At 54.8% G+C, this 26,213-nt stretch carries 23 protein-coding genes and 1 tRNA gene; 15 read left to right on the top strand and 9 right to left on the bottom strand.

The features are described from left to right. The first annotated feature begins 71 nt into the window (after positions 1-71). The 3 genes from TW80_RS07895 to TW80_RS07905 all read left to right on the top strand — a co-directional run bounded on the left by TW80_RS07895 (position 72) and on the right by TW80_RS07905 (position 3,825). Complete coding sequence (locus TW80_RS07895) at positions 72-962, top strand: type IV pili methyl-accepting chemotaxis transducer N-terminal domain-containing protein (RefSeq protein WP_084625730.1); 891 nt, start codon at positions 72-74, stop codon at positions 960-962. An 83-nt stretch (positions 963-1,045) separates the two neighbouring features. Beyond that, positions 1,046-2,845, top strand: a complete 1,800-nt coding sequence (locus tag TW80_RS07900) for a phosphate ABC transporter substrate-binding/OmpA family protein (RefSeq protein WP_045996696.1) — start codon at positions 1,046-1,048, stop codon at positions 2,843-2,845. A 341-nt stretch (positions 2,846-3,186) separates the two neighbouring features. After that, positions 3,187-3,825, top strand: a complete 639-nt coding sequence (locus TW80_RS07905) for an imm11 family protein (protein ID WP_045996697.1) — start codon at positions 3,187-3,189, stop codon at positions 3,823-3,825. Between the two features lie 19 nt (positions 3,826-3,844). Here TW80_RS07905 and TW80_RS07910 read toward each other — a convergent pair. Together TW80_RS07910 and TW80_RS07915 are read right to left on the bottom strand one after the other, a co-directional pair. Continuing rightward, positions 3,845-3,922: transfer RNA gene (locus tag TW80_RS07910), tRNA-Arg, on the bottom strand. A gap of 372 nt (positions 3,923-4,294) precedes the next feature. Beyond that, positions 4,295-4,606, bottom strand: coding sequence for an ETC complex I subunit (locus TW80_RS07915; RefSeq protein ID WP_045997100.1), 312 nt, complete (start codon positions 4,604-4,606; stop codon positions 4,295-4,297). Positions 4,607-4,739: 133 nt separating this feature from the next. On the opposite strand from TW80_RS07915, the gene uvrB reads away from it, so the two are divergent. The 3 genes from uvrB (at position 4,740) to TW80_RS07930 (ending at position 8,219) form a co-directional block, all read left to right on the top strand. Next, positions 4,740-6,941, top strand: a complete 2,202-nt coding sequence (gene uvrB / locus TW80_RS07920; RefSeq protein WP_045996698.1) for an excinuclease ABC subunit UvrB — start codon at positions 4,740-4,742, stop codon at positions 6,939-6,941. Between the two features lie 21 nt (positions 6,942-6,962). Continuing rightward, complete coding sequence (locus TW80_RS07925) at positions 6,963-7,571, top strand: hypothetical protein (protein ID WP_045996699.1); 609 nt, start codon at positions 6,963-6,965, stop codon at positions 7,569-7,571. 180 nt (positions 7,572-7,751) lie between these two features. Then, positions 7,752-8,219, top strand: coding sequence for a HugZ family pyridoxamine 5'-phosphate oxidase (locus TW80_RS07930; protein ID WP_045996700.1), 468 nt, complete (start codon positions 7,752-7,754; stop codon positions 8,217-8,219). An 8-nt stretch (positions 8,220-8,227) separates the two neighbouring features. On the opposite strand, the gene TW80_RS07935 is transcribed toward TW80_RS07930, so the two are convergent. The 6 genes from TW80_RS07935 to TW80_RS07960 form a co-directional block, all read right to left on the bottom strand. Further along, a complete protein-coding gene (locus TW80_RS07935) occupies positions 8,228-8,848 on the bottom strand; it encodes an NYN domain-containing protein (protein WP_052700911.1) in 621 nt (206 codons plus the stop codon). A gap of 70 nt (positions 8,849-8,918) precedes the next feature. Beyond that, on the bottom strand, positions 8,919-9,308 hold the full coding sequence (gene cueR / locus TW80_RS07940; protein WP_045997102.1) for a Cu(I)-responsive transcriptional regulator: 390 nt from the start codon (positions 9,306-9,308) through the stop codon (positions 8,919-8,921). Positions 9,309-9,311: 3 nt separating this feature from the next. Beyond that, positions 9,312-11,732 (bottom strand): heavy metal translocating P-type ATPase, encoded by a 2,421-nt coding sequence (locus TW80_RS07945; protein WP_045996701.1) that lies wholly within the window; start codon positions 11,730-11,732, stop codon positions 9,312-9,314. A 200-nt stretch (positions 11,733-11,932) separates the two neighbouring features. Continuing rightward, positions 11,933-13,162 carry an ABC transporter permease subunit gene (locus TW80_RS07950; RefSeq protein WP_045997103.1) on the bottom strand — a complete coding sequence of 410 codons (1,230 nt, stop codon included), beginning with the start codon at positions 13,160-13,162 and terminating at the stop codon, positions 11,933-11,935. 104 nt (positions 13,163-13,266) lie between these two features. Beyond that, complete coding sequence (locus TW80_RS07955) at positions 13,267-14,070, bottom strand: taurine ABC transporter ATP-binding protein (RefSeq protein ID WP_045996702.1); 804 nt, start codon at positions 14,068-14,070, stop codon at positions 13,267-13,269. 109 nt (positions 14,071-14,179) lie between these two features. Next, positions 14,180-15,187, bottom strand: coding sequence for a taurine ABC transporter substrate-binding protein (locus TW80_RS07960; protein ID WP_045996703.1), 1,008 nt, complete (start codon positions 15,185-15,187; stop codon positions 14,180-14,182). Positions 15,188-15,655: 468 nt separating this feature from the next. On the opposite strand from TW80_RS07960, the gene TW80_RS07965 reads away from it, so the two are divergent. The 9 genes from TW80_RS07965 (at position 15,656) to TW80_RS08005 (ending at position 25,776) form a co-directional block, all read left to right on the top strand. Then, positions 15,656-17,038, top strand: coding sequence for an aminotransferase family protein (locus TW80_RS07965; protein WP_045996704.1), 1,383 nt, complete (start codon positions 15,656-15,658; stop codon positions 17,036-17,038). A gap of 77 nt (positions 17,039-17,115) precedes the next feature. Next, complete coding sequence (gene pdxR, locus TW80_RS07970) at positions 17,116-18,582, top strand: MocR-like pyridoxine biosynthesis transcription factor PdxR (RefSeq protein ID WP_045996705.1); 1,467 nt, start codon at positions 17,116-17,118, stop codon at positions 18,580-18,582. Between the two features lie 115 nt (positions 18,583-18,697). Beyond that, a complete protein-coding gene (gene xsc, locus TW80_RS07975; protein WP_045996706.1) occupies positions 18,698-20,467 on the top strand; it encodes a sulfoacetaldehyde acetyltransferase in 1,770 nt (589 codons plus the stop codon). Between the two features lie 33 nt (positions 20,468-20,500). Further along, positions 20,501-21,211 (top strand): TSUP family transporter, encoded by a 711-nt coding sequence (locus TW80_RS07980; RefSeq protein WP_045997104.1) that lies wholly within the window; start codon positions 20,501-20,503, stop codon positions 21,209-21,211. Between the two features lie 13 nt (positions 21,212-21,224). Then, positions 21,225-22,160, top strand: a complete 936-nt coding sequence (locus TW80_RS07985) for a phosphate acyltransferase (RefSeq protein WP_045996707.1) — start codon at positions 21,225-21,227, stop codon at positions 22,158-22,160. After that, a complete protein-coding gene (locus TW80_RS07990; RefSeq protein ID WP_045996708.1) occupies positions 22,157-23,224 on the top strand; it encodes an acetate/propionate family kinase in 1,068 nt (355 codons plus the stop codon). Before TW80_RS07985 ends, TW80_RS07990 begins: the two co-directional genes overlap by 4 nt. A gap of 99 nt (positions 23,225-23,323) precedes the next feature. Further along, positions 23,324-23,929 carry a 2-dehydro-3-deoxy-6-phosphogalactonate aldolase gene (locus tag TW80_RS07995; RefSeq protein ID WP_045996709.1) on the top strand — a complete coding sequence of 202 codons (606 nt, stop codon included), beginning with the start codon at positions 23,324-23,326 and terminating at the stop codon, positions 23,927-23,929. Further along, on the top strand, positions 23,926-24,750 hold the full coding sequence (locus tag TW80_RS08000) for an SMP-30/gluconolactonase/LRE family protein (protein WP_045996710.1): 825 nt from the start codon (positions 23,926-23,928) through the stop codon (positions 24,748-24,750). Before TW80_RS07995 ends, TW80_RS08000 begins: the two co-directional genes overlap by 4 nt. Positions 24,751-24,813: 63 nt before the next feature. After that, positions 24,814-25,776: an aldose epimerase family protein gene (locus TW80_RS08005; protein WP_045996711.1), complete on the top strand. Its 963-nt coding sequence runs from the start codon at positions 24,814-24,816 to the stop codon at positions 25,774-25,776. On the opposite strand, the gene uraH is transcribed toward TW80_RS08005, so the two are convergent. Then, on the bottom strand, positions 25,773-26,117 hold the full coding sequence (uraH, locus tag TW80_RS08010) for a hydroxyisourate hydrolase (RefSeq protein WP_045996712.1): 345 nt from the start codon (positions 26,115-26,117) through the stop codon (positions 25,773-25,775). The two genes, TW80_RS08005 and uraH, sit on opposite strands and share 4 nt — an antisense overlap. Positions 26,118-26,213 lie beyond the last annotated feature (96 nt).

The raw sequence follows: 26,213 nt of genomic DNA on the forward strand, positions 1-26,213 counted from the left end.
CAAAGCTGATATTTTTCGCGCCCAGTGCGAACAATAGCCAAACAAATCAACACCAAATAAGGCAATCGCCCATGAAAACAATCCCAAAATATGCAACCTTAGCATGCATGCTGCTACTTGGGATGCAAACACCTTCAATCGCAGAACCCACAGTCAGTGCCGAAGAAGCCACCCGCAAGGTCAATATTGCGGGCCGCCAACGTATGCTGTCACAGCGCATGGCAAAGGCAGCTTGCCTGATGGCACAAGACATCAGTTTTGGCACCGCTTTCGACCAAATGACATCGGCCTACAATCTATTCGTTGCCTCTGACGATGCTCTTCGTCACGGGAATGAAGACATGGGACTTCAGGCCGAGACATTTCCGCGTGTGCTGCGATCTTTGGGGAATATCGACGAGCACTGGCTGCGCTATCGCATCGTAATCGAGCAAAGTATTGATACAGGGATCATCAACCAAGACGAGCTCCAAACACTTGATGATGCCAGCCTTCAGGTTTTGAAATTCATGAACATGGCCGTGTTTCAGACAGCCCGTGCCTATGCGGATGTCTCGCCTGATTTGCCGTTAGGTCAAACCATAACCGTTGACGTTGCTGGACGTCAGCGCATGCTCACCCAACGTGCTGTCAAAGAAGTCTGCATGATGCGCATCGCAGATGATCCACAACTCTACGCTGCCCGTGTCGCAGAAACAGTCCAGTTGTTTGACCTTTCGCTGAATGCGCTGATGGTTGGCTTTGATCAGGCAGGCGTTATCCCCGCCCCAACAGAGGCGATTGCCAACCGACTTCAAGATGTCAAAGAGCTTTGGGTTCCAGTCAAAGCCATCATGGACCGCGCCGCTGCAGGCGAAGTGCTAAGCGACAGCGACATGGCACTCTTGGCAAGTGAAACAGAACCCCTGCTCAGAACCATGAATGACGCTGTCGGTCTCTACGAAGAGATTCCTACGCAATGAAACAAAGGGGTCCGTTCGCTGCGGGCCCCTTTTTTGGCACCACTCACCCTTGCCAAAACCCCACGACACTAAGGAACGATGAAATGATCATGAGAAAAAGTTGGACACTCCCAAACGCCAAAACCACCCTTCGTGCCGGCCGACTGCATCTCGCATCCATTGGACTTTTGCTGATGCCCGGCATTACTTTTGCGCAGGAACAGGTTGTTCTGCGCGTCGACGATGAACTTGAGATTGTTGGCACAGACATTGCATTAGAGGATGGCGCATATGCTATCCAGACGGCCTTGGGTCGGCTGCTTATCGACGTCAATGATGTAGAATGTATCGGCGCGCTTTGCCCGGACTTAGACGCGCCAGAGGTCATCGAACGCCCGACCGTAACCCTGCGCGAAAAATCAGGATCAATGGAACTGACGGGCCAGCTCGTTGCGCTAGAGGATGGCGCATATGTCTTGGATACGGCCCTAGGGGAACTGCGGCTTTCGCAGGACCTGATGATTTGCGACGGCCCCGGCTGCCCGACGATTTCAGAAACGCCCAGCTTTGTTGTTCAGGCCGGAGGCGTCACGATGGAGTCCCTTTTGCCCGCCCTACTTAAGGGGTTTGCGGACACCAAAGAGGCCAAGATCAGCTTTACGACTAACGCGATCACAGGCGAACGGATCGCCCAAATTCACGCGGCCGACGAAACGCTTGTCGCCGAATTGACATTGCGCGTTGCCGACGACGATAGTGTCCTTACCCAACTTGATGAAGGGGTGTTTGACGTTGGCTTCACTCAGCGCCGGATTACACCCCAAGAGTCCGCAATCTATACCGAAAGAGGTTTCGGAGAATTACGCGGCAGCCAGCACGAGGCCCTGCTCGCACTTGATGCTGTCACCGTATTCGTGCACCCCACCAATCAAATCCGCAACCTCGCGCCAGAGGACATCCAGCGCATCTGGTCGGGTGAAATCACGAATTGGCAGCAGTTAGGAGGGCGCGATATGCCAATCCGCATCCACGACTATGCCAACGCGCAAACTGCGATCGCACAAGAATTCCGCGCACGCATTCTCCCTTCAAAACTTTCGGGTAGCACACCGGTTTTTGCAACGCATGAGACCTCTGCCGGACTGGTTGAATCTGTTGTGTCGGACCGCGCAGCCATCGGCGTCGCATCACGTGCTACGGCTCTTGCGGGTGGCGGTCGTCTGATCTCTTTGATCCGGTCGTGTGGCTTGCTGGCCGCCCCATCGAATTTTGGCGTCAAAATTGGCGACTACCCTGCGGGGCGTTCGATTTACGCCTACACCCGTCCCGATGCGCTGCATCCTGTCGCCAAAGAGTTTGTCGAATGGTCCAAGAGCTCTGCTGCACAAGAGATCATCGGCGATGCAGGCTTTGCTAACGCGGATCTCGAAAAGACCGGGATCGAAAATATGGGCATGATGCTCGTGCATACTGCGGCGGTGGAACCCGATTTCGACGGCAATCAATTCTCGACCTTGATGCGGGAACTCCGCGGCGCTGACCGCCTTTCCATCGCATTCCGGTTCCGTTCAGGGTCAAGCATCTTGGATCCAGAATCCATCGACAACCTTGGTGAGCTTGCGAAACGGATCGAAGCAAACGAATTTGAGGGACAAGAAATACTGCTCGTTGGATTTGCGGATAGCGTTGGGGATTCAAACCTGAATACGATCCTTGCCGAAGCGCGCTCGCAAGCGGTTCTGGAAATCCTGGAACGCGAACTACCGCGTCAAACGCTCGTCGATAACGACATCACGCCGCTTAGCTTTGGCGAACAATTGCCAATGGCCTGTAACGACGTCGCCGAAGGACGCGACCTCAATCGCCGGGTCGAGGTGTGGACGCGCCTAGCCTCAGCCAACTGATACTCATCAACTGGGGCGCCACCAAGCGCCCCAAACACTTAGCGAGATTGCTAATATATGAAAACAACAGTTTCAAATAAAATCCAACCTTGATGTTAGACAGCGAAAGATCGCTGCGAACAGGATAACCCTGGCCGCATCTCAAAAGCGGGCGATCAAGATGTACGGGTCACTTTATACGCCGCCGCAAATGTTCTGCTCATGCGTATGATGGCTAGAGTTCAGATCAAGTTATAGGGAATGCGATTGATGCCAACAGCCGATCGTGACACGGATGGTGGACGCGGAGACATTGGAAAAGATGGGGGCGCAGAAGGCCTTACCGGAGAAAGGTGCGTAGAATGGTTTGGGCAGTTCATGAGGCGAGTGGCTTTGGTAAATTCTTTCTCAACGGCGATTTCGTAGGATGGAAGGAGGGTCTTCAAAAGCATTGGGACGAGATCGGCGCGGATGATGACGCACGGAACACATTCTCGGTAGCTCGGAAATTTACAGAGGATTTCGGACCTCTCGAAGACGTCGAAATGGTTAAGCAGTTTGAGACCAAAAAGAACGTAAAAGAAATAGCAGCCCTAGCCGAAATCACGAACAAGCTCCTTATTGCCCACCAAAGTCTGAAAGAGATTATCGAAGAGGCGGAGCCGGGCATACATCAGTTTTGGCCGATGGAGATCGTGATGCCTCGCGAAAAAATTTATCCGGAAAGCTACTTTGGAATGCGCATTGGGCAATTTCTTGACAGTTTTCAGCCGGATGAAAGCGACGAAGCTTCGTTTCATGACAGCCCTTTGTATTTTGGTAGTGATACAAAAAAAGCAACTGCGGGTTTGGCAATGTCGCCAAGTATCATAGGTGATGCGCAGATCTGGCGCGAAAAACGCATACGTCGCCCAAACATTTTCATTTCTGACGCGCTTCAGCAGAGAATTCTGGATGCTGGTCTTCAGCTTCCAAAGCATTATCAGACAATGGTCGTTTAATCATTGGCAAAAACAAGCATGGCGAGCCGTGGAGGACTCGAACCCCCGACCTGAGAATTAGAAGTTCCCTGCTCTAATCCAGCTGAGCTAACGGCCCATGCTTGCGTGGGGTTAATCAGACAAATTGTACATATTGTCAACTTGCTATCTCGGTCGGGGCCTAGTCCCGAAGCGCAGTGATGAGATGGCAGAAATCGGAGGTCGAGTAGTCGGTATTTGAATGAGACAGGCTGACTATTGAGCTTCGAGAGCGACCCGACATCTAGTTAAACTGGAGCGGCCATGTATTTGCCCCGCTCCACACGCACGCTTCGTGCTAAACCAACGTTCAATCCGAGTTAAAGGCCCATTGTCTGAACTGGCCCGCTAGTAAATCCGTCAGGGCCAATATCAATAGGTTTCCACATTACACCAGTTTTGCGGGATCCTTACCCCTATTTCGAGACAACTTTTCCCCGATTTACAACGATCAATGGGTCCATGCGCCGCGGCGGTTCGTTGCGAAGTTTTCTCCATAGCCACCGGCACGAATGTTTGGTTTACGTGTTTTGGGTTCTTGGACCACAAAGTCGATGCCATGCTCGTTGGCGTAGTCCACCGCTGCTTCTTTGGTTTCAAAGGTCAGCTTTACTTGCGCTTGCGTATCTTCCGAAGATGTCCACCCCATGAGCGGGTCAACTTCGCGGGCGGATTGCGCGACATGTTCCAAAACCCAAAGGTGTGTTTTGGCTGTGCCTGACGACATGGCTGTTTTTGCGGGTTTGTAGATTCGTGCACGCATCATGAACTCCATAATTGGGCTTGTTATCCGCAAAACAGTGCGATTGCGCAAGCATACTGACAACGAATGTCAGGAAACGGGGTTGCAGCGGAACAAAAAGGGATCACATATAGATTAACCCGAGGATAAGCCGATGCCATACGCCCAGACCGACAAGTCAGAACCCGATGCATATCTTGCCAATCCCGCGCCGGATGTGAAAACCCGCGAAAAGCTGGAAGGCGGCAAGAAATTTGTACTAAGCACTGAATTTGATCCGGCGGGCGACCAGCCCACGGCCATCAAGGAATTGTCCGCCGGTGTCTTGGGGGGCGAACGTGATCAGGTTCTTTTGGGGGCGACGGGCACGGGTAAGACTTTTACCATGGCCAAAGTGATTGAGGAAACGCAGCGCCCGGCGATTATCCTTGCGCCGAACAAAACGCTGGCCGCGCAGCTCTACGGCGAATTCAAGGGGTTCTTTCCTGACAACGCCGTAGAATACTTTGTTAGCTACTACGACTATTATCAACCCGAGGCCTATGTGGCCCGGTCTGACACCTACATCGAAAAAGAATCCCAAATTAACGAACAAATCGACCGGATGCGCCACGCCGCAACGCGGGCACTACTGGAACGCGACGACGTGATCATCGTGGCCTCTGTGTCCTGCATCTACGGTATCGGCTCGGTCGAAACCTACGGCGCGATGACGCAAGATCTGCATGCCGGAGAAATGTACGACCAACGCCAAGTCATTGCCGATCTGATCGCCCAACAGTACCGTCGTAACGATGCCGCTTTTCAGCGGGGCACCTTCCGGGTGCGTGGTGACAGCCTTGAAATCTGGCCCGCCCACCTAGATGATCGGGCTTGGAAACTGTCGTTCTTTGGCGAAGAGCTCGAGACCATCACAGAATTCGACCCGCTGACGGGGGCCAAGACGGACACGTTCGACAAGGTGCGCGTTTACGCCAACAGCCACTATGTCACGCCCAAACCAACGATGAACCAAGCCATCATCGGCATCAAAAAAGAACTGCGCACGCAGCTTGATAAGATGGTCGCCAACGGCAAACTGCTCGAGGCGCAGCGCCTTGAACAGCGCACCAACTTCGACCTTGAGATGCTCGAGGCGACAGGCGTCTGCAATGGCATCGAAAACTACTCGCGGTATCTTACCGGCCGCGGCCCCGGTGAACCACCGCCCACCCTGTTCGAATTTATCCCAGACCACGCCATTGTTTTTGCCGATGAATCCCACGTGTCCGTGCCGCAAATCGGGGGCATGTACAAAGGCGACTACCGCCGTAAATCGGTACTGGCCGAACATGGGTTCCGGTTGCCGTCTTGCATGGATAACCGCCCGCTGAAATTCGAAGAATGGGACGCCATGCGCCCGCAATCCGTGTTCGTATCGGCCACGCCTGCAGCGTGGGAAATGGAACAGACCGGCGGCGTGTTTACCGAACAAATCATTCGACCCACCGGGCTAATCGACCCTGAAATCGAAATCCGGCCCGTCGATATGCAGGTGGACGACCTACTGGACGAGGTCCGCGAAGTCTCGGCCAATGGCTACCGCACGTTGGTCACGACCCTGACCAAACGCATGGCCGAAGACCTGACTGAATACATGCATGAACAGGGGATCAAGGTCCGCTACATGCACTCTGACATCGACACGATTGAGCGGATCGAAATCCTGCGCGACCTGCGGCTTGGGGCGTTCGACGTGCTGATCGGGATCAACCTATTGCGAGAGGGACTCGATATCCCTGAATGCGGGCTGGTCGCCATTCTGGATGCCGACAAAGAAGGCTTCCTGCGTTCTGAAACCTCGCTCGTGCAAACCATCGGCCGCGCCGCGCGGAACGCCGAAGGGCGCGTCATCATGTACGCCGACAAAATCACTGGCTCCATGGACCGCGCGATGAAGGAAACCGAGCGCCGCCGCACCAAACAAATGGCCTATAACGAAGAACACGGGATCACCCCGCAGACCGTGAAAAAGAACGTCGAAGACATCCTCGCCGGGCTCTACCAAGGCGACGTGGACATGAACCGGGTCACCGCCACCGTCGACAAACCGCTGCACGGCGGCAACCTCGAGGCCGTGCTGGACGGGCTACGCGCCGACATGCGCAAAGCCGCCGAGAACCTCGAATTCGAAGAAGCCGCCCGCCTACGCGACGAAATCAAACGGCTCGAAACCGTTGATCTGGTCGTCAGCGACGACCCACTGGCACGGCAACAAGCCGTCAACAAAGCCGTCGATGATGCGCAAAAAGCGGCAGGGCGCAGTACCGCTGGCAAGCCCGGTCAGCGGGGCGGGGTTAAGAGGAGGAAGCGTTAGCAATGCAAGGAGTTGGGCAATATGTTCAGTCACTTTCAAAAGAATAATTTCATAAAGAGAATACATCCATTTGCTTATCAACTAATACCGTTTGCACTATTTGGCTGGCTCTCAGTTCAATTAATTCTTGCCAACGAACCTGACTGGTTTGCGCGCCTAGGATCGCTAATCGTTGCATGGGCAATTTTCTACCTATCACGGAGCCAATCAACCTTTAACACCGTCAACCAGAAGTGGGAACATCAGCGTACTCAGTCTCACCTTGTATATCTGCGCAAACAATTTGAAGCTGACCGTCAGGCTCTAGAATTGACGTTTGATATTCATGCATGTCAGCATGCCCAGATAGCTCAGGTATTACAGGTCCCGAACCCGTTCTGTGAAAATGATGCTGAGAAAGTAGAATCGTTCTGTAGAGACGTTCAGAAGCGTCTAGAAGAAAATAGTGGCGAAAATCCTCTTAGCGACCTCAGCAACATACTTAATCAATTCGAGGAAAGATACGCTCGCAGCCACGAGTCGAACACGATTTGGTTAAAAACTATATGGTGGACTGAATTCACATTATTGATTTGGGGAACAATCCAATGGGGCTATGGCGATTTATTGGTTGATTGGATCCATAGTTGACCCGGCCAGCGCGCATATTTTCTATGCCGCTCTTTGCCTGCAAAGGGCACGCGTCCGACCGGCCGCCACGGGCGGGCGCGTTCCGCACCAGCCCTCGTGCCGGACGCTACGCCTGATATCTGGCGCGGTATCGGATAGCCCCCTTCCCTTTCACGCGTCCAAACCTATGCTAACCCCATCATGACCAAAGACCCCATTAATCCCACCACACCCGAATCCATTGCGCTCACCAATGACATCCTGACCGCCACGCGGTTTGGGGCTTTGGCGGTCGTGGACTCAGACGGCGCGCCCTATGTGACGCGAGTCGGTTTAATCTGGGCTGGGGATGGTTTCCTAACTCTGGTCTCGCGGCTGTCGACACACACCACCGCACTATTAGCCGCACCCCAATGCGCCGTTCTGGTCGGCGAACCCGGCGACAAAGGTGACCCGCTGACGCACCCACGCCTAACCGTGCAATGCAGCGCCGCGCATGTCGACAAACCTGCGCATAAATCCACATGGCTTGCCCAAATCCCAAAGGCAAAGCTGTACTACGATTTCCCTGATTTCATCATGTTCCGGCTGACACCAACCGCGTTTCACCTGAATGGCGGTTTCGGCAAAGCATTCCGGCTGTCGCCTTTGGACATCAGCCCGCGTTGATCCAGCCTTTAGCCTCGCCCCAATCCCAACAGGATCACGCTACCTTCTTGCCAGCGTCCTTTGACCAGAAACCCTTTGTCGCCAACCTTTGGGAACTGCTGTTTCCAATCCAAAAAACGGTCATTCGTCACCACGCGCAGCCCTTCGTCGGCAGCGTGTTTTAGCAGGATCGGATCGGCGGGCGAGCCGCTCGGTGCCAGTGCAATATCCGCCGCAGGCACCCCAATGACAGAGGCCAGTTCACGTGGCCCCATATGTTTATCCGCCAATTTATACCCAACATTCGCGTCGAAATAGACCACCGGATCATAGCCGCGGTTTTTTAGGGCCGTGATCACGCGGGCCAAGACCTTGGCCGATGGATCGCCACCCCAATGCATCACATTTGAACCGTCAACGATAATCGGTTTCTCGCGCTGGCGTTGGGCGACAACGGGCGTTTGACGCGCGCCCCGCAGCCAACGCCGGAAACGGTAAACATACCCCAGCGCAAGCAGACCAAAGCTGACAAAAACCGCCTTACCCAGCCCGTCAATGATGCGTGTTTTGTCGGACCCTTCAGGCAGTGCAGCGCCACAAACGACCAAAGCGATCAAGGTGCCAGACAAAAGCCACCGAAAAATGCGCATCCCAAATCCCTAAGCCAGATTGAACATCGTTCCTCTAGTCCTGATACAACCGCAAGGCAACATTGGGGCGTCATTGCGACCCTTCTAGCCCTTTCAAGATCGGACAGTCTGGCCTGCTATCTCCGGCACATTGATGCACCAAATCGGACAGCGTATCGCGCATGGCCATTAAGCCCTGAATTTTCGCTTCGATTTCGACAAGGTGATGTTTGGCGATTTCACGTACGTCGCTGCTTGCTCTGGTTTGATCCTCCCAAAGCGCGAGGAGGTTTCGACAATCCTCGATCGAAAAACCCAATGCCCGCGCGCGCGCCAAAAACGCGAGCTTATGCGCGTCTTTATCGCTAAAGTCACGGTACCCATTCGTGCGACGTGCGGGCGTCACTAGGCCGATGTCTTCGTAATAGCGGATCGTTTTGGCAGGTAGGCCGGTGCGTGTTTCTACTTCTGAGATGTTCATCATTCAGCCCTTTACCCAGCGCAACCGCAACGCATTTGAAACCACCAAGACGCTCGACAATGCCATTGCCCCAGCAGCCAGCCCTGGCGACAACAATACGCCCCATACCGGAAACAACACTCCTGCCGCGACAGGCACCAAAAGTACGTTGTAGCCAAAGGCCCAGACGAGGTTCTGTTTGATGTTGGCCATTGTAGCGCGGCTTACCGTAATTGCATTTAACACGGCAGAGGGATCACCCGACATCAAGACAACGTCAGCACTATCAATCGCGACGTCAGTTCCCGTCCCAACTGCAATCCCCACATCAGCCGTGGCCAGCGCCGGAGCATCGTTGATACCGTCCCCGACAAAGGCGACCTTTGCGCCATCTGCCTGTAACTGGCGAATAACCTCGGCTTTGCCACCGGGCAAAATTTGCGCATGGATTTCATCGATCCCGAGGTCTGCAGCGATTGCCTGCGCCGTTTGTTCGGCGTCCCCGGTGATCATGACCACCCGCGCACCATTCTTGCGCAACTTTTGCACGACCTCTTTTGACGATGGCCGTAACGTGTCTGCGACGCCGATCACACCAGCGGGCTGGCCATCCACCGCAACCAATATCGGTGTCTTCCCTTGCCGCGCCAAATCCTGTGCAGTTGGTTCGAGCAGCGTAGTATCAACACCGTTCTGCAATAAGAGGCGTGCGGTCCCGACTAGCACCACTTGACCGTCAACAACGCCGCGCAGACCATGTCCGGTCAGTGACGTAAAATCTGAAACCTCTGGCAACGGCCCCTTAGCCCCCGCTACGATCGCGCGTGCAAGCGGATGTTCTGATAGGCTCTCGACCGATGCCGTAACCTGCAACAGCCCATCTTTGTCTCCGTCCAGCGCCAAAACGTCGGTTAGCGTCGGCTGCCCCAAAGTGAGCGTACCAGTCTTATCAAAGGCTACAACATCGACCGATTGCAACGTCTGAAGGGCGTCACCACGGCGAAACAGCACCCCCAGCTCGGCGGCCCGCCCGGTGCCAACCATAACTGAAGTCGGTGTCGCCAATCCCATGGCACAAGGGCAGGCGATAATCATGACCGATACCCCAGCAACAAGCGCATAAGACAACACCGGAGACGGCCCAAACAAAAGCCATATCAAGATCGTCGCCGTCGCAATCGCCATAACGGCGGGAACAAACCACTGCGTGATTTTGTTCACCAAATCCTGCACCGGCAGGCGGGTGCTCTGGGCGTCTTCGACCATTGTAATAATTTGCGACAGCAGGCTTTCGGCTCCAACCGCCGTTGCGCGTATCTGCAGTGCACCGTTACCATTTATCGTGCCGCCAATCACGAGATCATCGTTGTCTTTTTCGACAGGTAACGGTTCTCCTGTGACCATGCTTTCGTTCACAAATGATTGGCCACTGTAAACAACCCCATCCGTTGGAATACGCTCGCCGGGGCGCACAACGACTATATCACCGCTTTGGATGTCATCCACTGCGACTTGGGTTTCTGTATCCCCACGCAAGACCTGCGCGTGGGTCGGTCGCAGTCCAATCAGCCGCTTAATTGCGTTGCCAGTCTTGCCCTTTGCCCGCCCTTCCAGCCAGCGCCCCAACAAGATCAACGTCACAATGACGGCGGCTGCTTCGAAATAAACCGCGCGCGCAGTCGCAGGCAAAAGCGCAGGCGCAAACAACACAACAGTCGAGTAAATCCACGCCGCTCCGGCTCCCATCACAACAAGCGAATTCATATCGGGTGCCTTGCGCCTAAGCGCAGGAACACCCTTGGCAAAGAATTCACGCCCCGGAAAGAAAAGCACCACAGATGTCAAAATGAACTGAATTGCCCAGCTCGTTTGTTGACCGATTGTCTGCATGACCCAGTGATGAAACGGCGGCAATAGATGCCCCCCCATCTCAAGGACGAACACTGGCAGCGTGAGCACGGCTGCGATCACAAAACGTTGCCACTGCTGACGTATCTCGGCCCCCTGCCGATCTTCATGCGGCTCACCATCGCGACGCAGCGTGGCGGTATAGCCCGTGGCGGCAATCGCATCACGCAGAATGGCTGAATCAGTGACTGTCGTCACCGTCGCAGTGCCATTGGCTAGGTTGACCGTCGCACCAGTAACACCTGCGATTTCCAGTAATGCGTGCTCTACACGGCCGACACAGGACGCACATGTCATACCTGCGACATCAAAGATGTATTTATGAGCGACCGCAGGATAGCCTGCGGCGTCTAGCGCGCTTATCACTGCGCGGCCGGTTTCAGCAGTCGTCACCCGCACCGACCCCGACGTGTTTGCCAAGTTTACATGCGCATCTGCCGTACCAGGTACAGCTGCTATCGCCTTTTCCGCGCGGCCAACGCAGCCTGCGCAGCTAAGCCCGGCGACCTGAAATTTTAGTTCTGACGATGATCCCATGGGATGCCTCACGATTGGTCTGGCACCTTACATAGGGGTTCCAGTCACAGGAAGGTCAAGAACGCAGATCAAATTCTTTTATTGGTTCATCCATTCTCGGATGAATTTCGCATTGGACCAATCCACAGTGCCGCCCACAACCATCACTAACGGGGTCACAGCACCAGGTATTCAGCTTTCCCCAATTCGTGATACCGGGCCTAACCTTTGCCTTTCCAAGGAACGAGAATACGTTCGATCCACCGCATCAGCATGTCGATGCTAAACCCGATGATACCGATCAAAATAATCCCCATTAGAACAATATCGGTATTCTGGAATTTCGAAGCCACCATGATCATCATGCCCGCCCCTTTTTCGGCAGCGACCAATTCTGCAGCAACTACCGTGCCCCAGCACACGCCCATCGCAACGCGCGCGCCTGTGAATATCTCTGGCAGGGAATTCGGAATGATCACGTGACGCATGATCTGCCATTTTGAGGCACCCAACGAATAGGCCGCGTGCACCTTTGAAATGCGAACACCAGACACACCAGACCGCGCTGCAATCGCCATGATCCAAAGGGCGGCGAGAAAGAGCAGGATGATCTTGCCCACCTCTCCGATACCGGCCCAGATGATAACAAGCGGGATCAAAGCAAGCGGAGGAACCGGGCGCATAAATTCGACGATGGGATCAAACCAGCCGCGAAACCAATTTGACAGCCCCATCGCGTAGCCCAATGGGATACCTACAATTGCCCCAAGCAGAAATCCAACAATCACGCGGAATAGCGAAAAGCCCAAGTGCTCCATCAATGTAGAATTACGGAAGCCTTCGGTCGCGATTTCGGTCAGACGCATCCATACGGCTTCTGGGGCGGGCAGCCAGATGGGTTCCATCTGCATGCCCTTAGCGGGAATGATGTTGAGCGTACCCTTTGATGACATCGCAACGGTGCCAAAGCCGACCCGAACCGAACCACCTGGCCCAATCGACCGTCCGTTCACTGCCGTGATGAACGTATCTTGATCACGGCCCATTTCATCGTTGCGATCAACCCGCAAGAGCGCGCTGCGGTAACTCGCGATTGCGACAGAGTCGTCCTTGGCGATTCCGTCACCCAATGGCACCTCAGGGGCATCGGTTTCAACCGTCGCGGGGTGAACAATAACAAACACTTGTGCATCATCTGATTGACCATCCGGCGTGGTAATCGTGTAGGTGAAACTGGCATCCCCAGAAAACGGTCCGGGCGCATGCATGAAGAACGGCAACAGTTTAGAGCCGGTAAACGCACCCCACATGACGAAAATCAGCACGACCGACACGACCGACGCAGCCGTATTCGAGGTCACAGCGCTTTCGTCACCAAAGGTCACAGTCTTGAGCGATCCGTAATCTTGTTTGGGCGCAAGCAGTCTTTTGACGCCACGCCAAACGACCATCGCGAGCAAAATCAGAACGATGTATCCGACGATATAGGGGATAACGCGTACAACAGTGGCAAGGACCGCCCAGAGCTCTGCGCCCAAATCCGCAAGCAATTCCATTAAGCAGTCTCCGCCCGGCCCATAATTTCTTCTTCCATGTCCCAGATCATGCTCAGAATTTCTTCTCGAGTGTCACTAAAACGGGGATCACGCTTCACCTCGCGGAGGTCTTGGTTCACTCCCATTTCTGCAAATGGCAGGTGATATTCTTTGTGAATACGGCCCGGACGGGGTGCCATGACGATTAGCCGCTCGCCGAGCAAAAGCGCCTCTTCCACCGAATGGGTGATCAAAATAATGGTCTTTCCGGTCTCTTTCCAAAGCTTCAAGACAAGCCCCTGCATTTTTTCACGGGTCAACGCATCCAATGCGCCAAGGGGTTCATCCATCAAAATCACATCGGGTTCATTCGCAAGGCAGCGGGCCAAGGCAACGCGCTGCTGCATACCGCCAGACAGTTCATAGACAGCTTTGTCCTTAAAAGCCTGCAGCCCAACAACATCGAGCAAATGGTCAACGATTTGTCCCTTCTCGGCCTTTGGCATGCCTTTCATTGAAGGGCCAAAGCCTACATTTTCGCGTACACTCATCCATTCGAACAATGCGCCCTGCTGAAACACCATGCCCCGCTCAGCGCCCGGACCAGTGACCACCTTATCGTTCAACGAAACATGGCCCGCAGTCGGGGCCAAAAACCCGGCGACAATATTGAGCAGCGTGGTTTTTCCGCAGCCCGATGGCCCAAGGATCGAGAGCAGTTCACCCGCTTTCAAATCGAGCGAAACATCTTGCAGCGCCTGTACCGAAGAACCATTTGGAAGATCAAACCGCATGGACAGTTTGTCTATGAGTAGTGACGACATTTCCCGCTCCAATAATTTTCTGGAAAATTATTGGCACGCCGCGGCGGACCGAAGAATTTTCTAGAAAATTCTTGTCGCGGCCCGGGTGTTGCCGGGCCGCAATCTTAAATTACATGTCGTTCAAAGTGGCCAGCGGCCCTGTGTTGACGTTGCCAGCATAGCTATCCAGCGCACTATCGATGGAACCAGAATCCACAAAGACGTCTGCGACACCTTTCATAAAGACGGGCGCAGCCGCACCAAGCCATGCATCGGACAATTGATCCTCGACGCTTGGAAAGACAAAACTGGCCATTGTTTCAGCAGTCGCATCTTCGTCCATACCGGCATCATTCGCGATCACGGGCAGCATTTCTGCAACGGCAGACCCCTCGTTCCAAGCGGCATTTGCCTCTGCCGTGACAGCAAGGAATTTCGCCACCAGATCGGGGTTTTCAGCCACAAAACTGGCAGGTGCAGAGGTGACGTCAAACACCAAGATGCCCAATTCTTCCTTTTCGGCACCCGTCAGCAGAACGTTTCCGTATTCTTTCATCCGGCGCAGAGAACCACCCCAGCCGCACGCCATATCGACAGAGCCTTGCGCGATTGCGGCGGCACCATCCGGTGGGGCCATGTCAACGATTTCAAGCGAGGCAAGATCAACACCAAAGTGCTCCATTTGACGCAAGAACCCATAGTGTGCAGCAGTACCAAGCGGGACCGCTACCTTTTTGCCGGCCAATTCGTCCGCGCTGTCCTTGTCGATTTCAAGCTCTGTGGCGACCACACAATTATCGTTTTCAGCATAGGAAACAGCCACATCGAGGATCTGCAAGTCTTGCCCGGCAGAGGCGGCAACAACAAATGGTGGCACACCTTGGCTGACAGAAATCTGCACATCGCCCGAGGCCATGGCCGCTGACATCGCCGTGCCTGCATCAAAGCTCACCCAGTTGACCTTGAGGCCCAGCGCTTCATCGTAGGTGCCGTTTACCTTGGCGTATTGGAATGGCATCGGCCACTCCAAGAAATAGCCGACAGTGATTTCGCCATGGCCCTCAGCCATTGCAGATGTTCCGCAGGCCAAAATCGCAGCCCCTGCGAGTGCACTGGTGAATACCGACTTTAGTTTCATTTTTAACTCCCGTGTTGGACCCCGCAGATCGAGGCAGAAATGCTGACGGCTTCACCCGCCTTGTGTATTTAGCGCCAATGTGACCCAGCTATTGAAGCTATCCCCTCACATCTGACAGCCTGTCAGAATATCAATGTCAGTCAACGTTCATCCCGCCGATTTCCGTTCCTTCAACATGCATGACATAGACTGAGCCAGTCGCTTGCGCTCATCATACGCAGTTGCGTGGTTTTCTAAAGAGTTTCGCGCTTCAAATCCGCAATGATGAAAAATTTGCGCAATAATTCATCGCAGTGACGTATAAAACATCAATGAATACCGTCGTTCCCTTGCATTTCTGGATATATTTAGGGGCACCAATTGGACCTATTAGAGAGATTGGAAAATCCGTCAAAATACAGTTGAACGGGGCGAGGCGGAGCCAGATTCGCGTTCCCCATTTTCCAATTCTTAAATCGAGGCTCCGGAATGGACACGACACAGTTTTCCAATGATCTTGACCATGTGGTCGACGCTGACCGCGCCCATGTCTGGCACCACCTGAGCCAGCACAAGGTCTATGAAACCAGCGATCCGCGCATCTTTGTCGAAGGAAAAGGCCTGCGTCTTTGGGACATCACCGGCAAGGAATATATCGATGCCGTTGCCGGTGGCGTGTGGACGGTCAACGTGGGTTATGGGCGCGAGCGTATCGGCAAAGCCGTCGCCGATGCTGTCACCAAGATGTGTTTCTTCGGCGGCGCAGCAGGCACTATTCCGGGCGCGCAATATGCCGAAATGCTCATTGAAAAGATGCCCGGCCTTGATCGCGTCTATTTCGCGAACTCTGGCTCTGAGGCCAATGAAAAAGCCTTTAAAATGGTGCGCCAGATTAGCCATAAGCATCATGGCGGAAAGAAATACAAAATCCTCTACCGTGATCGTGACTACCACGGCACTACCATCGGCGCATTGTCTGCTGGCGGCCAAGATGAGCGCAACGCACAATACGGTCCCTTTGCCCCCGGATTTGTTCGTGTGCCCCATTGCCTCGAGTATCGCGCCGAAAACGGCCTAAGCGGTGAGGCCTATGGCCACGCCGCAGCACAAGCGATCGAAGGTGTCATTCTCCGCGAAGGTCCAGACACCGTAGGTGCGCTTTGCCTTGAACCGATTACGGCTGGGGGCGGCATCATTGTCCCCCCCAAAGGCTATTGGGAACGTGTTCAGGAAATCTGCAAGAAATACGATATCCTACTGCATATTGACGAGGTCGTCTGCGGCATGGGGCGGACCGGAACGTGGTTCGGCTATCAGCAATTCGGCGTTCAACCTGACATCGTCACAATGGCCAAGGGGGTCGCATCAGGCTATGCGGCGATCTCTTGTTGTGTGACGACAGACGCGGTGTTTGAACAGTTCAAAGATGACACTGACAAGATGAGCTATTTCCGCGACATCTCGACCTTTGGGGGATGCACTGGCGGACCAGCGGCGGCCATCGAGAATATGAAAATCATCGAAGAAGAAGCGTTGCTGGAAAATTCGACCCAAATGGGTGAACACCTCAACGAGAACCTGCTTGCCTTGTCAGAGCAGCACAAGTGGATCGGCGATGTACGCGGCATGGGGCTGTTTGCCGGGATTGAACTGGTAACTGATCGCACAACAAAAGAACCAATCGACGAAAAGCACACCGCCGCAATCGTTGCCGAGTGCATCAAAAACGGTGTGATCGTCGGCGGAACCAATCGCTCGGTTCCGGGCTACAATAACACAGTTCTCTTTGCGCCTTCGCTAATTGCGACCAAAGATGACTTAAACCAAGTCACCGAGGCAGTGAGTAACGCGATCACGCAGGTGTTGGGATAGCGAAAACAAGGTCACGCGTTTGGCGCTTGCCCCGGCCCTAAGTTAAGTCCAAAATCGGATCAACTTAGGGCCAGTTCATGCCAGTTTCTATCGATACATTCTTTCTTGATCCATCTGCCGAAGGCACCCTGCAGGCACGTGTGCAACAGATGGTCGCCCAAGGCATTCTTGCGGGACGCTTTCGTCCGGGCGAACGCCTGCCATCGTCGCGCAAACTTGCGGCGCATCTTGGGGTCAGCCGGATCACAGTTACGCTGGCATATACAGAACTGGTCGCAGATGATTACCTGACATCCAAAGGCCGTTCTGGTTACTTTGTCTCGGATAACGCACCAGAACCTCCGGCTTTTCCTGCCAATCGATCTAGCAACGGCACGGTCGACTGGAACCGTGCATTGGGTCAAAAATTCGCCCCCGGCCTCAATGTTGATAAGCCGATGGATTGGGCGAGCTACAAATACCCGTTCCTCTATGGGCAAACAGACAAGTCGCTATTCGACGCGGCGAACTGGCGGCTTTGTGCGTTGCGTGCCTTGGGGATGCGTGATTTTGGAGCGTTGACCTCTGACTACTATGATGACGATGACCCGCAGTTGATCGAATTTATCGCGCGCCAAACACTGCCGCGTCGTGGGATTTTGGCCAACAACGATGAAATCCTACTGACGATGGGCGCACAAAACGCGCTTTGGCTGGCCGCACAGGTTCTGCTGAATAGTCGCCGAATGGCCGCGATTGAGGACCCTTGCTATCCTGCGCTACGCAACATCTTGGATCACTCGCGTTGTCAATACACACCCGTGCCCGTTGACGACAAAGGGATCGATCCAACCCGATTATCCGAGTCAATAGATGTCGCCTTTGTCACGCCCAGCCATCAATGCCCGACCACCTCGACCATGCCGATTGACCGCCGAAAGGCACTGCTGGAAAGGGCCGAAGAAAACGACTTTCTGATCGTAGAGGATGACTATGAATTCGAGATGTCATTCCTCAAAGCCCCATCTCCCGCACTCAAGTCCTTTGATCGGAATGGACGAGTGATTTACGTGGGCTCGTTTTCAAAATCGCTCTTTCCGGGGTTGCGATTGGGTTATTTGGTGGGGCCTGAACCTTTTATTCGCGAGGCGCGCGCGCTGCGTGCCACCGTGCTGCGCCACCCGCCCGGCCATATTCAACGCACCGTCAGTTATTTTCTATCGCTTGGCCATTACGATGCGCTGATACGTCGGATGGGTGCCGCGTATCACGCACGCCGACAGGCCATGGACGACGCGATCAATGCCCACGGATTAACGATTGCGGGCCATGGCAGCTATGGTGGCTCTGCCATGTGGCTACGCGCACCTGACGGGATCAACACAGCGCGGCTCGCCAAAGAATTGCGTAACGAAAGCGTTCTCATTGAACCGGGGGCACCGTTTTTTGCATCTGAAACACCGCCGACAGAGTATTACCGCCTTGCGTATTCATCCATTCCTGCATCGCAAATCGCACCCGGCATTCAGCGTATCGCTCAGGCTATCCAAAGACATACTCTGTAATTTTGGTATTAAGAGGCTGACACAACTGGCCCTATTGCCAAAGCTTGCAGAATTTTAACTTACGCAAATCCACCCGCGCATTTGCCCCACCCGACCAATACGAAGGATCGCATCCATGAAAATGACTACCGAAGAAGCATTCGTCAAAACACTGCAAATGCATGGGATCAAACATGTTTTTGGCATTATCGGGTCTGCCATGATGCCGATTTCGGATATCTTCCCGCCCGCGGGCATCACGTTCTGGGACTGCGCGCACGAAGGGTCTGCTGGCATGATGGCTGACGGCTACACCCGTGCGACAGGTGAAATGTCGATGATGATTGCGCAAAACGGTCCGGGGATCACAAACTTTGTCACAGCCGTAAAGACCGCCTATTGGAACCACACCCCACTTTTGCTCGTGACACCACAGGCGGCAAATAAAACCATCGGTCAGGGGGGCTTCCAAGAGGTCGAACAGATGAAACTGTTTGAAGACATGGTCGCCTATCAAGAAGAGGTCCGCGATCCTTCTCGTGTGGCTGAGGTGTTGAACCGTGTGATCATGAAAGCCAAACGCGCCAGCGCCCCTGCGCAGATCAACATTCCGCGCGACATGTGGACCCAAGTCATTGATATCGAACTGCCCATGATCGTCGACTTTGAACGCCCGGCAGGTGGTGACAACGCGATTGCGGACGCGGCAAAGCTGCTATCCGAGGCCAAGTTCCCCGTGATCTTAAATGGCGCGGGTGTTGTCCTGTCTGAGGGCGGCATTGATGCATCAATCGCCTTGGCCGAACGGCTCGATGCGCCTGTTTGCGTGGGCTACCAGCACAATGACGCCTTCCCCGGTGCGCACCCGCTCTTTGCCGGGCCTTTGGGGTATAACGGGTCCAAAGCGGGGATGGAATTGATCGCCAAGGCCGATGTTGTTCTGGCGCTTGGCACCCGGTTGAACCCGTTTTCCACCCTACCCGGCTATGGCATCGATTACTGGCCAGAGAATGCCAAGGTCATTCAGGTCGACATCAACCCTGACCGCATTGGCCTGACGAAAAAGGTCAGCGTCGGGATCATTGCAGATGCAGCCAAGGCCGCCAGCGGGATATTGGCGCAACTATCCGACACTGCGGGCGACGCAGGGCGCGACGACCGCAAATCCTTGATCGCCAAAACGAAATCGTCATGGGCCCAAGAGCTGACCAGCATGGATCACGAAGACGATGATCCCGGCACAACATGGAACGAACGTGCGCGCGCCGCCCGCCCCGATTGGATGAGCCCCCGTATGGCGTGGCGCGCAATCCAAGCCGCGATGCCCGAAAACGCGATTATCAGTTCTGACATTGGTAATAATTGTGCGATCGGCAACGCCTACCCGTCCTTCCCCACCGGGCGTAAATATCTTGCCCCCGGATTGTTTGGCCCCTGTGGTTATGGGCTGCCATCAATTGTTGGGGCAAAAATCGGCTGCCCGAATGTTCCCGTCATTGGCTTTGCGGGCGACGGGGCATTTGGCATCTCTGTGACCGAACTCACCGCGATTGGCCGCGATGAATGGCCTGCAATTACGCAGATTGTTTTCCGTAACTACCAATGGGGTGCGGAAAAGCGCAATTCCACCCTGTGGTTCGATGATAACTTTGTCGGGACCGAACTGGATATGAAAGTATCCTATGCGGGGATTGCACAGGCCTGCGGGCTAAAAGGCGTTCAAGCCAAAACGATGGACGAACTAACCACCTTATTGAAACAGGCAATCACCGATCAGATGGAAAACAACGAAACCACCCTGATCGAAGTCATCCTAAACCAAGAGCTAGGTGAACCATTCCGTCGCGATGCCATGAAAAAACCTGTGCGTGTGGCGGGTGTCGTCAGCGACGATATGGCTGACTAAGTGCCATTTGATTTGTCGCCCGCCACGGCTGCGATGCTGGCCGTGGCCCTCTTGGGGGCTGCCTATGTGCGCGGATATTCCGGCTTTGGTTTCTCGGCCATATTCATTGCGTCAGCATCGCTGGTGACAAACCCATTGCCATTGATCCCCGTGGTCTTTGCTTGCGAAATGATGATGACCGGGTTTCAGGCGCGCGGGATACGCGGCAATGTTGATTGGGCGCGGGCGGTTGCTCTCTTGATTGGGGCGGCGATCACCCTGCCGTTTGCGGTGCGCTTTGTTCTTTCGATCGGGGACGACGCAATCAGGCTCGCCATCTCTGGGATCATCTTGGTTCTATCGCTTGTCTTGCTATCGGGTGTCACCCTGCAACGCACCATTGGGCGCAATGGGCACGGGATGGTCGGCGCGCTGGCTGGCATTTGTAACAGCGCGGGTGTCGGCGGGCTGCCTGTCGCTGCTTTTCTATCAGCACAGCCAATCCCCGCCGTCCGGTTCCGCGCGACGATGATCGTGTTCTTAACCGGGCTTGACCTGATGACCCTGCCGTTGATGTGGCATGGAGGGCTGGTAACACCTGACACGGGCATCGCTGCAATCTGTGCATTTCCCCTTCTCGGCCTTGGTATATGGTTTGGCGGGCGGCAGTTCTTGGCCACTTCACCGGTAACCTTTCGTCGTTTTGCGGTTTTTCTCTTGCTGATCTTGTCAGGTCTTGGCCTATTACGCCCATTACTGACCTGAAAGGCCACGCTAAATGACACTCCCCTTCCCGTTCTTGTCGCAAGAAACTGCACCCTGCCCGGCTGGACTGCTGGCCAAAGCACAAAGCCTGCCAACACCAAAGGTTGCCCTGGTGAATGCAGGGGCAGTCAATCCGCTGCAAGGCATGCGCGAAGCGGTCGAGCTAGGCTTAGCCGAACCGATCTTGATCGGCGATTCAGACAAGATCCGCGAAACCGCCCGTCAGATTGACTGGGACATCAGCCCATATCGCATTGAACACGCGCCCCATGCGCAGGCGTCGACGCGCGCTGCCGAACTTGCGCGGGCGGGCGAAGCAGACAGCATTATGAAAGGTCAGGTCCACACCTCGACATTTCTCAAAGGGTTGCTCCCCTCTGCCGCAGGGCTGCGCGAAAAAGGCACAAGATGCGGCCATGTCTTTCATATTACCCGTCCCGGGTCCGAACGCCCGCTCTTGCTGACAGACGCAGCATTGAACGTGAACCCGTCAGTAGAAACGCGCAAAGCATGCCTCAGCCACGCCGTGCGATTGGCGGAAATCTTGGGCGACACGTCGGTCAAGGCCGGCATCCTTGCCCCGACAGAAGACCTGATCCCCTCAATCCCGAACACAACTGAAGCCGACGAAATCGCGACATGGGCAAAAGACGCCCTTCCAAATGCTACAGTCCAAGGTCCGATGGCGCTCGATCTGATTTTAAGCGCCGAGGCAGCAAAAGCGAAAAACTATGCATCTGCTGTGTCCGGCGATGCAGACATTATGCTCACCCCCAACATCACCTCGGGCAACGCACTATTCAAAATGATGGTGCTTGGCATGGGGTGCTGCGCTGGCGGGCTGGTTATGGGGCTCAAGGTTCCTGTTCTTTTGACATCACGCAGCCAACAGGCCCCCGCGCGGATTTGCTCGGCGGCGCTCGGCGTGATTGTGGCGGCTGCACAATGATCCTCGTCGTTAATGCTGGGTCCTCATCGCTTAAGGTCAGTCTGTTTACAACCGATCTGACCCAAATCGCCGATGGCGCGGTTAGCAATATTGGTGGGGCCAGTATCCTGACGCTCAATGATCAAAGCGCGGACATTACGGCCAAGGATCATGCCAGCGCGCTGCAACAGATGCTCGGGGCACTTGATCAGGCAGGGCATAAAACCACAGATATTTCCGCCGTTGCACATCGCGTGGTTCACGGTGGCGCATATTTTTCAGAACCCGCCCGCGTCACGCCAGAGGTGATCGAAGCGATCCGCGCCTGTATTCCGCTTGCACCCCTGCACAACCCGGTAAACTTGCTTGGCATCGAAGCAATCAACGCACTGCGCCCTGACATGCCGCAATTCGTCAGCTTTGATACGGCGTTTCATGCGACAAACCCCGATATCGCAAAGCGCTACGCCATCCCGGATCAGCAATACGCTCAAGGCATCCAGCGATACGGCTTTCACGGATCGTCCTACGCCAACATGGTCAGCGAATTCGGCGATGCCTTACCCGACCGCCTGCTCGCGCTGCACTTGGGCAATGGTGCCAGCCTCTGCGCAATCAGATACGGCCAATCCGTCGCCAGTTCTATGGGCTATTCGCCAATGTCTGGCCTTGTGATGGGCACCCGATGCGGCGAAATCGATGGCGCGGCTGTTCTTCGGATCGCCCACGATCTGGGCCTAAGCGAAGCGGATCACCTGTTGAACAAACAAAGCGGGCTGAAAGGCCTTGCAGGCGACAACAACATGAAGAACCTGCTCGCGCGCTCAGACGCAAACGCGCGCTTTGCCGTCGACCATTTTTGTTATTGGGCCGCGCGCGAGGCAGGTTCAGCAATTGTCGCTATGGGCGGGGTGGACGCCATCGCCTTTACCGGCGGCATCGGTGAAAACGCAGCACCCATTCGGGACAAAATCCTAGACCACCTCGCATTCCTCGGATCTGTGGATGTTCACATCATCCCTGCCGACGAAGAAAGACAAATCGCACGCGATGCGATACGTATTCAATCCGATTCCACGTCTTAATCCGAATGCGGACTTTAAATTACTTGCGCACTGCCTTAGCACTTGATCGATACCGCTAACACTGCTGCCCCAGCACGACCTACCGCAAAAGGAAACCAAATGAGCCGCCCATTAATCGCTATCCTGCGCGGGATTACACCTGATCAGGCCGCCCTCGCGGCAGAGGTGCTCATTGATGCGGGGGTCACGAAAATCGAGGTCCCGCTCAATTCCCCCGATCCCTTTGACAGTATAAAGGCGATGACAACCGCCTTTGGGCAGGACGCGCTGATCGGGGCTGGCACCGTTTTGTCGCCCGATGATGCAGGCCGCGTGGCGCAAGTTGGGGGTCAACTTGTCGTTTCGCCCAATTGTGACCAGCGGGTTATCGTCGCCACAAAAATCGCCGGAATGCAAAGCTGGCCGGGCGTCATGACACCCACCGAAGGCTTTGCTGCACTCAAGGCTGGCGCCGATGGGCTTAAGATTTTCCCCGCATCCATCGTCGGCCCTGCTGGGATCAAGGCGTTTCGCGCGGTTCTGCCCCAAACTACGCTGCTCTATGCCGTCGGCGGCGCGGGTCCCGAAAACTTCAAAGAATGGCTCGACGCCACTGCCGATGGTTTTGGCATTGGCAGTGCGCTCTATCAGCCAGGAATGACAATCGCAGACCTACGTGCCTGCGCGCAGCACATCGTTTCAGCATTTGACGAGGCATCATCATGATTTTTGACAACACCGCATGCCAATTAGGCGAAGGTCCACTCTGGCACCCCACACGCAACCAATTGTTCTGGTTCGACATCTTGAACCACAGGCTCCACACAAAAGGCCAAGAATGGAAATTTGACACCTATGTCAGCGCCGCAGGTTGGGTGGATACGGATACGCTGATGATCGCTTCAGCCAAATCCTTGCTAAAATTCGACATCAAGACGGGCGAACGCACCGAAATTTGCCCGCTCGAGGCGGATAACCCCGTCACACGTTCCAATGACGGGCGCGCCGATCCGCAAGGTGGTTTCTGGATCGGCACCATGGGCATCGAAGCCCAAGAGAACGCTGGTGCGATCTACCGCTACTATAAAGGCGAGCTCCGCCAGCTCTTTGCGCCGATCACGATCTCAAATGCCATCTGCTTCGCCCCCGACGGTAAGACCGCTTACTTTACGGACACACCGACCCAAAAGATCATGCAGGTCCAACTCGACCAAGACGGCTGGCCAGCCAGCGAACCGACGCTTTACCTTGACCTCTCGGGAACCGAGGATCGACCAGATGGGTCCGTAATTGATCACGACGGCAACATGTGGAACGCACAGTGGGGTCGCGGCCGCGTCGCGGGCTATGCACCTGACGGCACATTTATCAAAGCATTTGATTTCCCTGCACCACAGACCACCTGCCCATCCTTTGGTGGTGACAACCTGACAACTTTGTTCTGCACTTCCGCGGCAACGGGTCTGCCCACCAGCGAAAGTAATGGGCGCACCTTCTGCGTTGAGACAGACATCAAAGGGCAACGCGAACATCAGGTACAGCTCTAAACCTCGCTTTGTTCAAAATACTCAAATCATCCGCGCCAGCGGACATAGACCAAGGAATCCAATATGGCCTTTGGAACAACCGCAAACGGCGACAAAATCGACGAGATTACGATTGCCGATGGCGATCTTAGCGTCAGTATCTTGACCTTTGGGGCCATCATTCAAGATGTCCGGCTGAGCGGCATTCCCTATTCATTGACGCTTGGATCGTCGAATATCGACGACTACTTTGGATCGATGGGCTATCACGGTGCGCTCGTCGGCCCGATCGCCAACCGGATCAGCAACGCGCGTGTCCGGTTAGAAGGCATGATGTATGAACTTGAGCGTAACGAAAACGGGATAGGCCACCTGCATTCCGGCAGTGACGGTGTTCATAAGCAGCTTTGGACCGTTCAGGATCAAAGCGCAAACAGCGTCACGCTAACCGTTACACTGCCGGACGGGGTGAACGGGTTGCCCGGCCACCGCAAAATCACGGCAACCTTCACCGTGACTGCACCCGCATCGCTGACACTCGAAATCACGGGCGAGACGGATACCAAGACGCTGATGAATTTTGCCAACCATAGCTATTGGAACTTAGACGGCACGCCGGATTGGGATGGTCACAGCTTGCGGATAGCCGCCGATCATTACCTGCCGATCAACGATGCCACTGCCCCAACTGGTGAAATCTGCGACGTGAGCGACACCGATATGGATTTCCGCAACATGCGGCTATTGGAAAAGGCATCTCCCGCACTTGACCATAATTTCTGCCTCTCACACACCCCCGTAGACATACGCGAAGTCCTAACACTGACTGGCGCGAGCGGCGTGGCGATGTCGATTGCAACAACAGAACCGGGCATTCAAATCTATGATGGAGGCGGTGCACAACGCCCCGGTTGCTCCACATACGAAGGACTAGCAATCGAACCACAGCGCTGGCCGGACGCACCAAACCATCGTGGTTTTCCGTCAATCACTGTGTCTCCAGACGCCCCATACCGCCAGACCACACGATGGAGTTTTCGCGCCTAGCTGCCCCGATATGTCGAAAAGCTAAAAGGCGAGACTAATAGCGGTACATGATAATGCGAATTGGGATCATTGATTCCAAAGCGAATGGGCACCTCATCCACAAAGCTGTTTTCTTCGTCCCGTCCGAAATACGCCCCAGCCTGAAAAACGAGCTCATATTGTCCCACGGCAAACGACTCGGCTGGTAAGATCGGGCTATCCGTGCGGCCATCATCGTTAGTTGTCATCGTCACCAAATGTGCCCGCGTGCCATCGGTGAGCCGAAATAAGTCAACGCGCATCCCCGCTGCGGGCACGCCAGCGGCGGTGTCTAAAACATGCGTTGTCAGGAAACCTGTCATCTTTGATCCTCTTGTGGCCTGCAAATGTTGCAAAAATCAGCGTCGTTTGTCACGCGGATTTACGTCCCCTTCGTGTGACCAAAAGAAATCCCACAA

The sequence above is a fragment of the Loktanella sp. S4079 genome (assembly GCF_000967725.1).
Taxonomy (GTDB): domain Bacteria; phylum Pseudomonadota; class Alphaproteobacteria; order Rhodobacterales; family Rhodobacteraceae; genus Yoonia.

What these genes read in the sequence shown, in the direction of transcription:
- TW80_RS07895 (WP_084625730.1), top strand. Translation starts at nt 72, where the DNA reads ATGAAAACAATCCCAAAATATGCAACCTTAGCATGCATGCTGCTACTT.
- TW80_RS07900 (WP_045996696.1), top strand. Translation starts at nt 1,046, where the DNA reads ATGATCATGAGAAAAAGTTGGACACTCCCAAACGCCAAAACCACCCTT.
- TW80_RS07905 (WP_045996697.1), top strand. Translation starts at nt 3,187, where the DNA reads ATGGTTTGGGCAGTTCATGAGGCGAGTGGCTTTGGTAAATTCTTTCTC.
- TW80_RS07915 (WP_045997100.1), bottom strand. Translation starts at nt 4,606, where the DNA reads ATGCGTGCACGAATCTACAAACCCGCAAAAACAGCCATGTCGTCAGGC.
- uvrB (WP_045996698.1), top strand. Translation starts at nt 4,740, where the DNA reads ATGCCATACGCCCAGACCGACAAGTCAGAACCCGATGCATATCTTGCC.
- TW80_RS07925 (WP_045996699.1), top strand. Translation starts at nt 6,963, where the DNA reads ATGTTCAGTCACTTTCAAAAGAATAATTTCATAAAGAGAATACATCCA.
- TW80_RS07930 (WP_045996700.1), top strand. Translation starts at nt 7,752, where the DNA reads ATGACCAAAGACCCCATTAATCCCACCACACCCGAATCCATTGCGCTC.
- TW80_RS07935 (WP_052700911.1), bottom strand. Translation starts at nt 8,848, where the DNA reads ATGCGCATTTTTCGGTGGCTTTTGTCTGGCACCTTGATCGCTTTGGTC.
- cueR (WP_045997102.1), bottom strand. Translation starts at nt 9,308, where the DNA reads ATGAACATCTCAGAAGTAGAAACACGCACCGGCCTACCTGCCAAAACG.
- TW80_RS07945 (WP_045996701.1), bottom strand. Translation starts at nt 11,732, where the DNA reads ATGGGATCATCGTCAGAACTAAAATTTCAGGTCGCCGGGCTTAGCTGC.
- TW80_RS07950 (WP_045997103.1), bottom strand. Translation starts at nt 13,162, where the DNA reads ATGGTCGTTTGGCGTGGCGTCAAAAGACTGCTTGCGCCCAAACAAGAT.
- TW80_RS07955 (WP_045996702.1), bottom strand. Translation starts at nt 14,070, where the DNA reads ATGTCGTCACTACTCATAGACAAACTGTCCATGCGGTTTGATCTTCCA.
- TW80_RS07960 (WP_045996703.1), bottom strand. Translation starts at nt 15,187, where the DNA reads ATGAAACTAAAGTCGGTATTCACCAGTGCACTCGCAGGGGCTGCGATT.
- TW80_RS07965 (WP_045996704.1), top strand. Translation starts at nt 15,656, where the DNA reads ATGGACACGACACAGTTTTCCAATGATCTTGACCATGTGGTCGACGCT.
- pdxR (WP_045996705.1), top strand. Translation starts at nt 17,116, where the DNA reads ATGCCAGTTTCTATCGATACATTCTTTCTTGATCCATCTGCCGAAGGC.
- xsc (WP_045996706.1), top strand. Translation starts at nt 18,698, where the DNA reads ATGAAAATGACTACCGAAGAAGCATTCGTCAAAACACTGCAAATGCAT.
- TW80_RS07980 (WP_045997104.1), top strand. Translation starts at nt 20,501, where the DNA reads ATGCTGGCCGTGGCCCTCTTGGGGGCTGCCTATGTGCGCGGATATTCC.
- TW80_RS07985 (WP_045996707.1), top strand. Translation starts at nt 21,225, where the DNA reads ATGACACTCCCCTTCCCGTTCTTGTCGCAAGAAACTGCACCCTGCCCG.
- TW80_RS07990 (WP_045996708.1), top strand. Translation starts at nt 22,157, where the DNA reads ATGATCCTCGTCGTTAATGCTGGGTCCTCATCGCTTAAGGTCAGTCTG.
- TW80_RS07995 (WP_045996709.1), top strand. Translation starts at nt 23,324, where the DNA reads ATGAGCCGCCCATTAATCGCTATCCTGCGCGGGATTACACCTGATCAG.
- TW80_RS08000 (WP_045996710.1), top strand. Translation starts at nt 23,926, where the DNA reads ATGATTTTTGACAACACCGCATGCCAATTAGGCGAAGGTCCACTCTGG.
- TW80_RS08005 (WP_045996711.1), top strand. Translation starts at nt 24,814, where the DNA reads ATGGCCTTTGGAACAACCGCAAACGGCGACAAAATCGACGAGATTACG.
- uraH (WP_045996712.1), bottom strand. Translation starts at nt 26,117, where the DNA reads ATGACAGGTTTCCTGACAACGCATGTTTTAGACACCGCCGCTGGCGTG.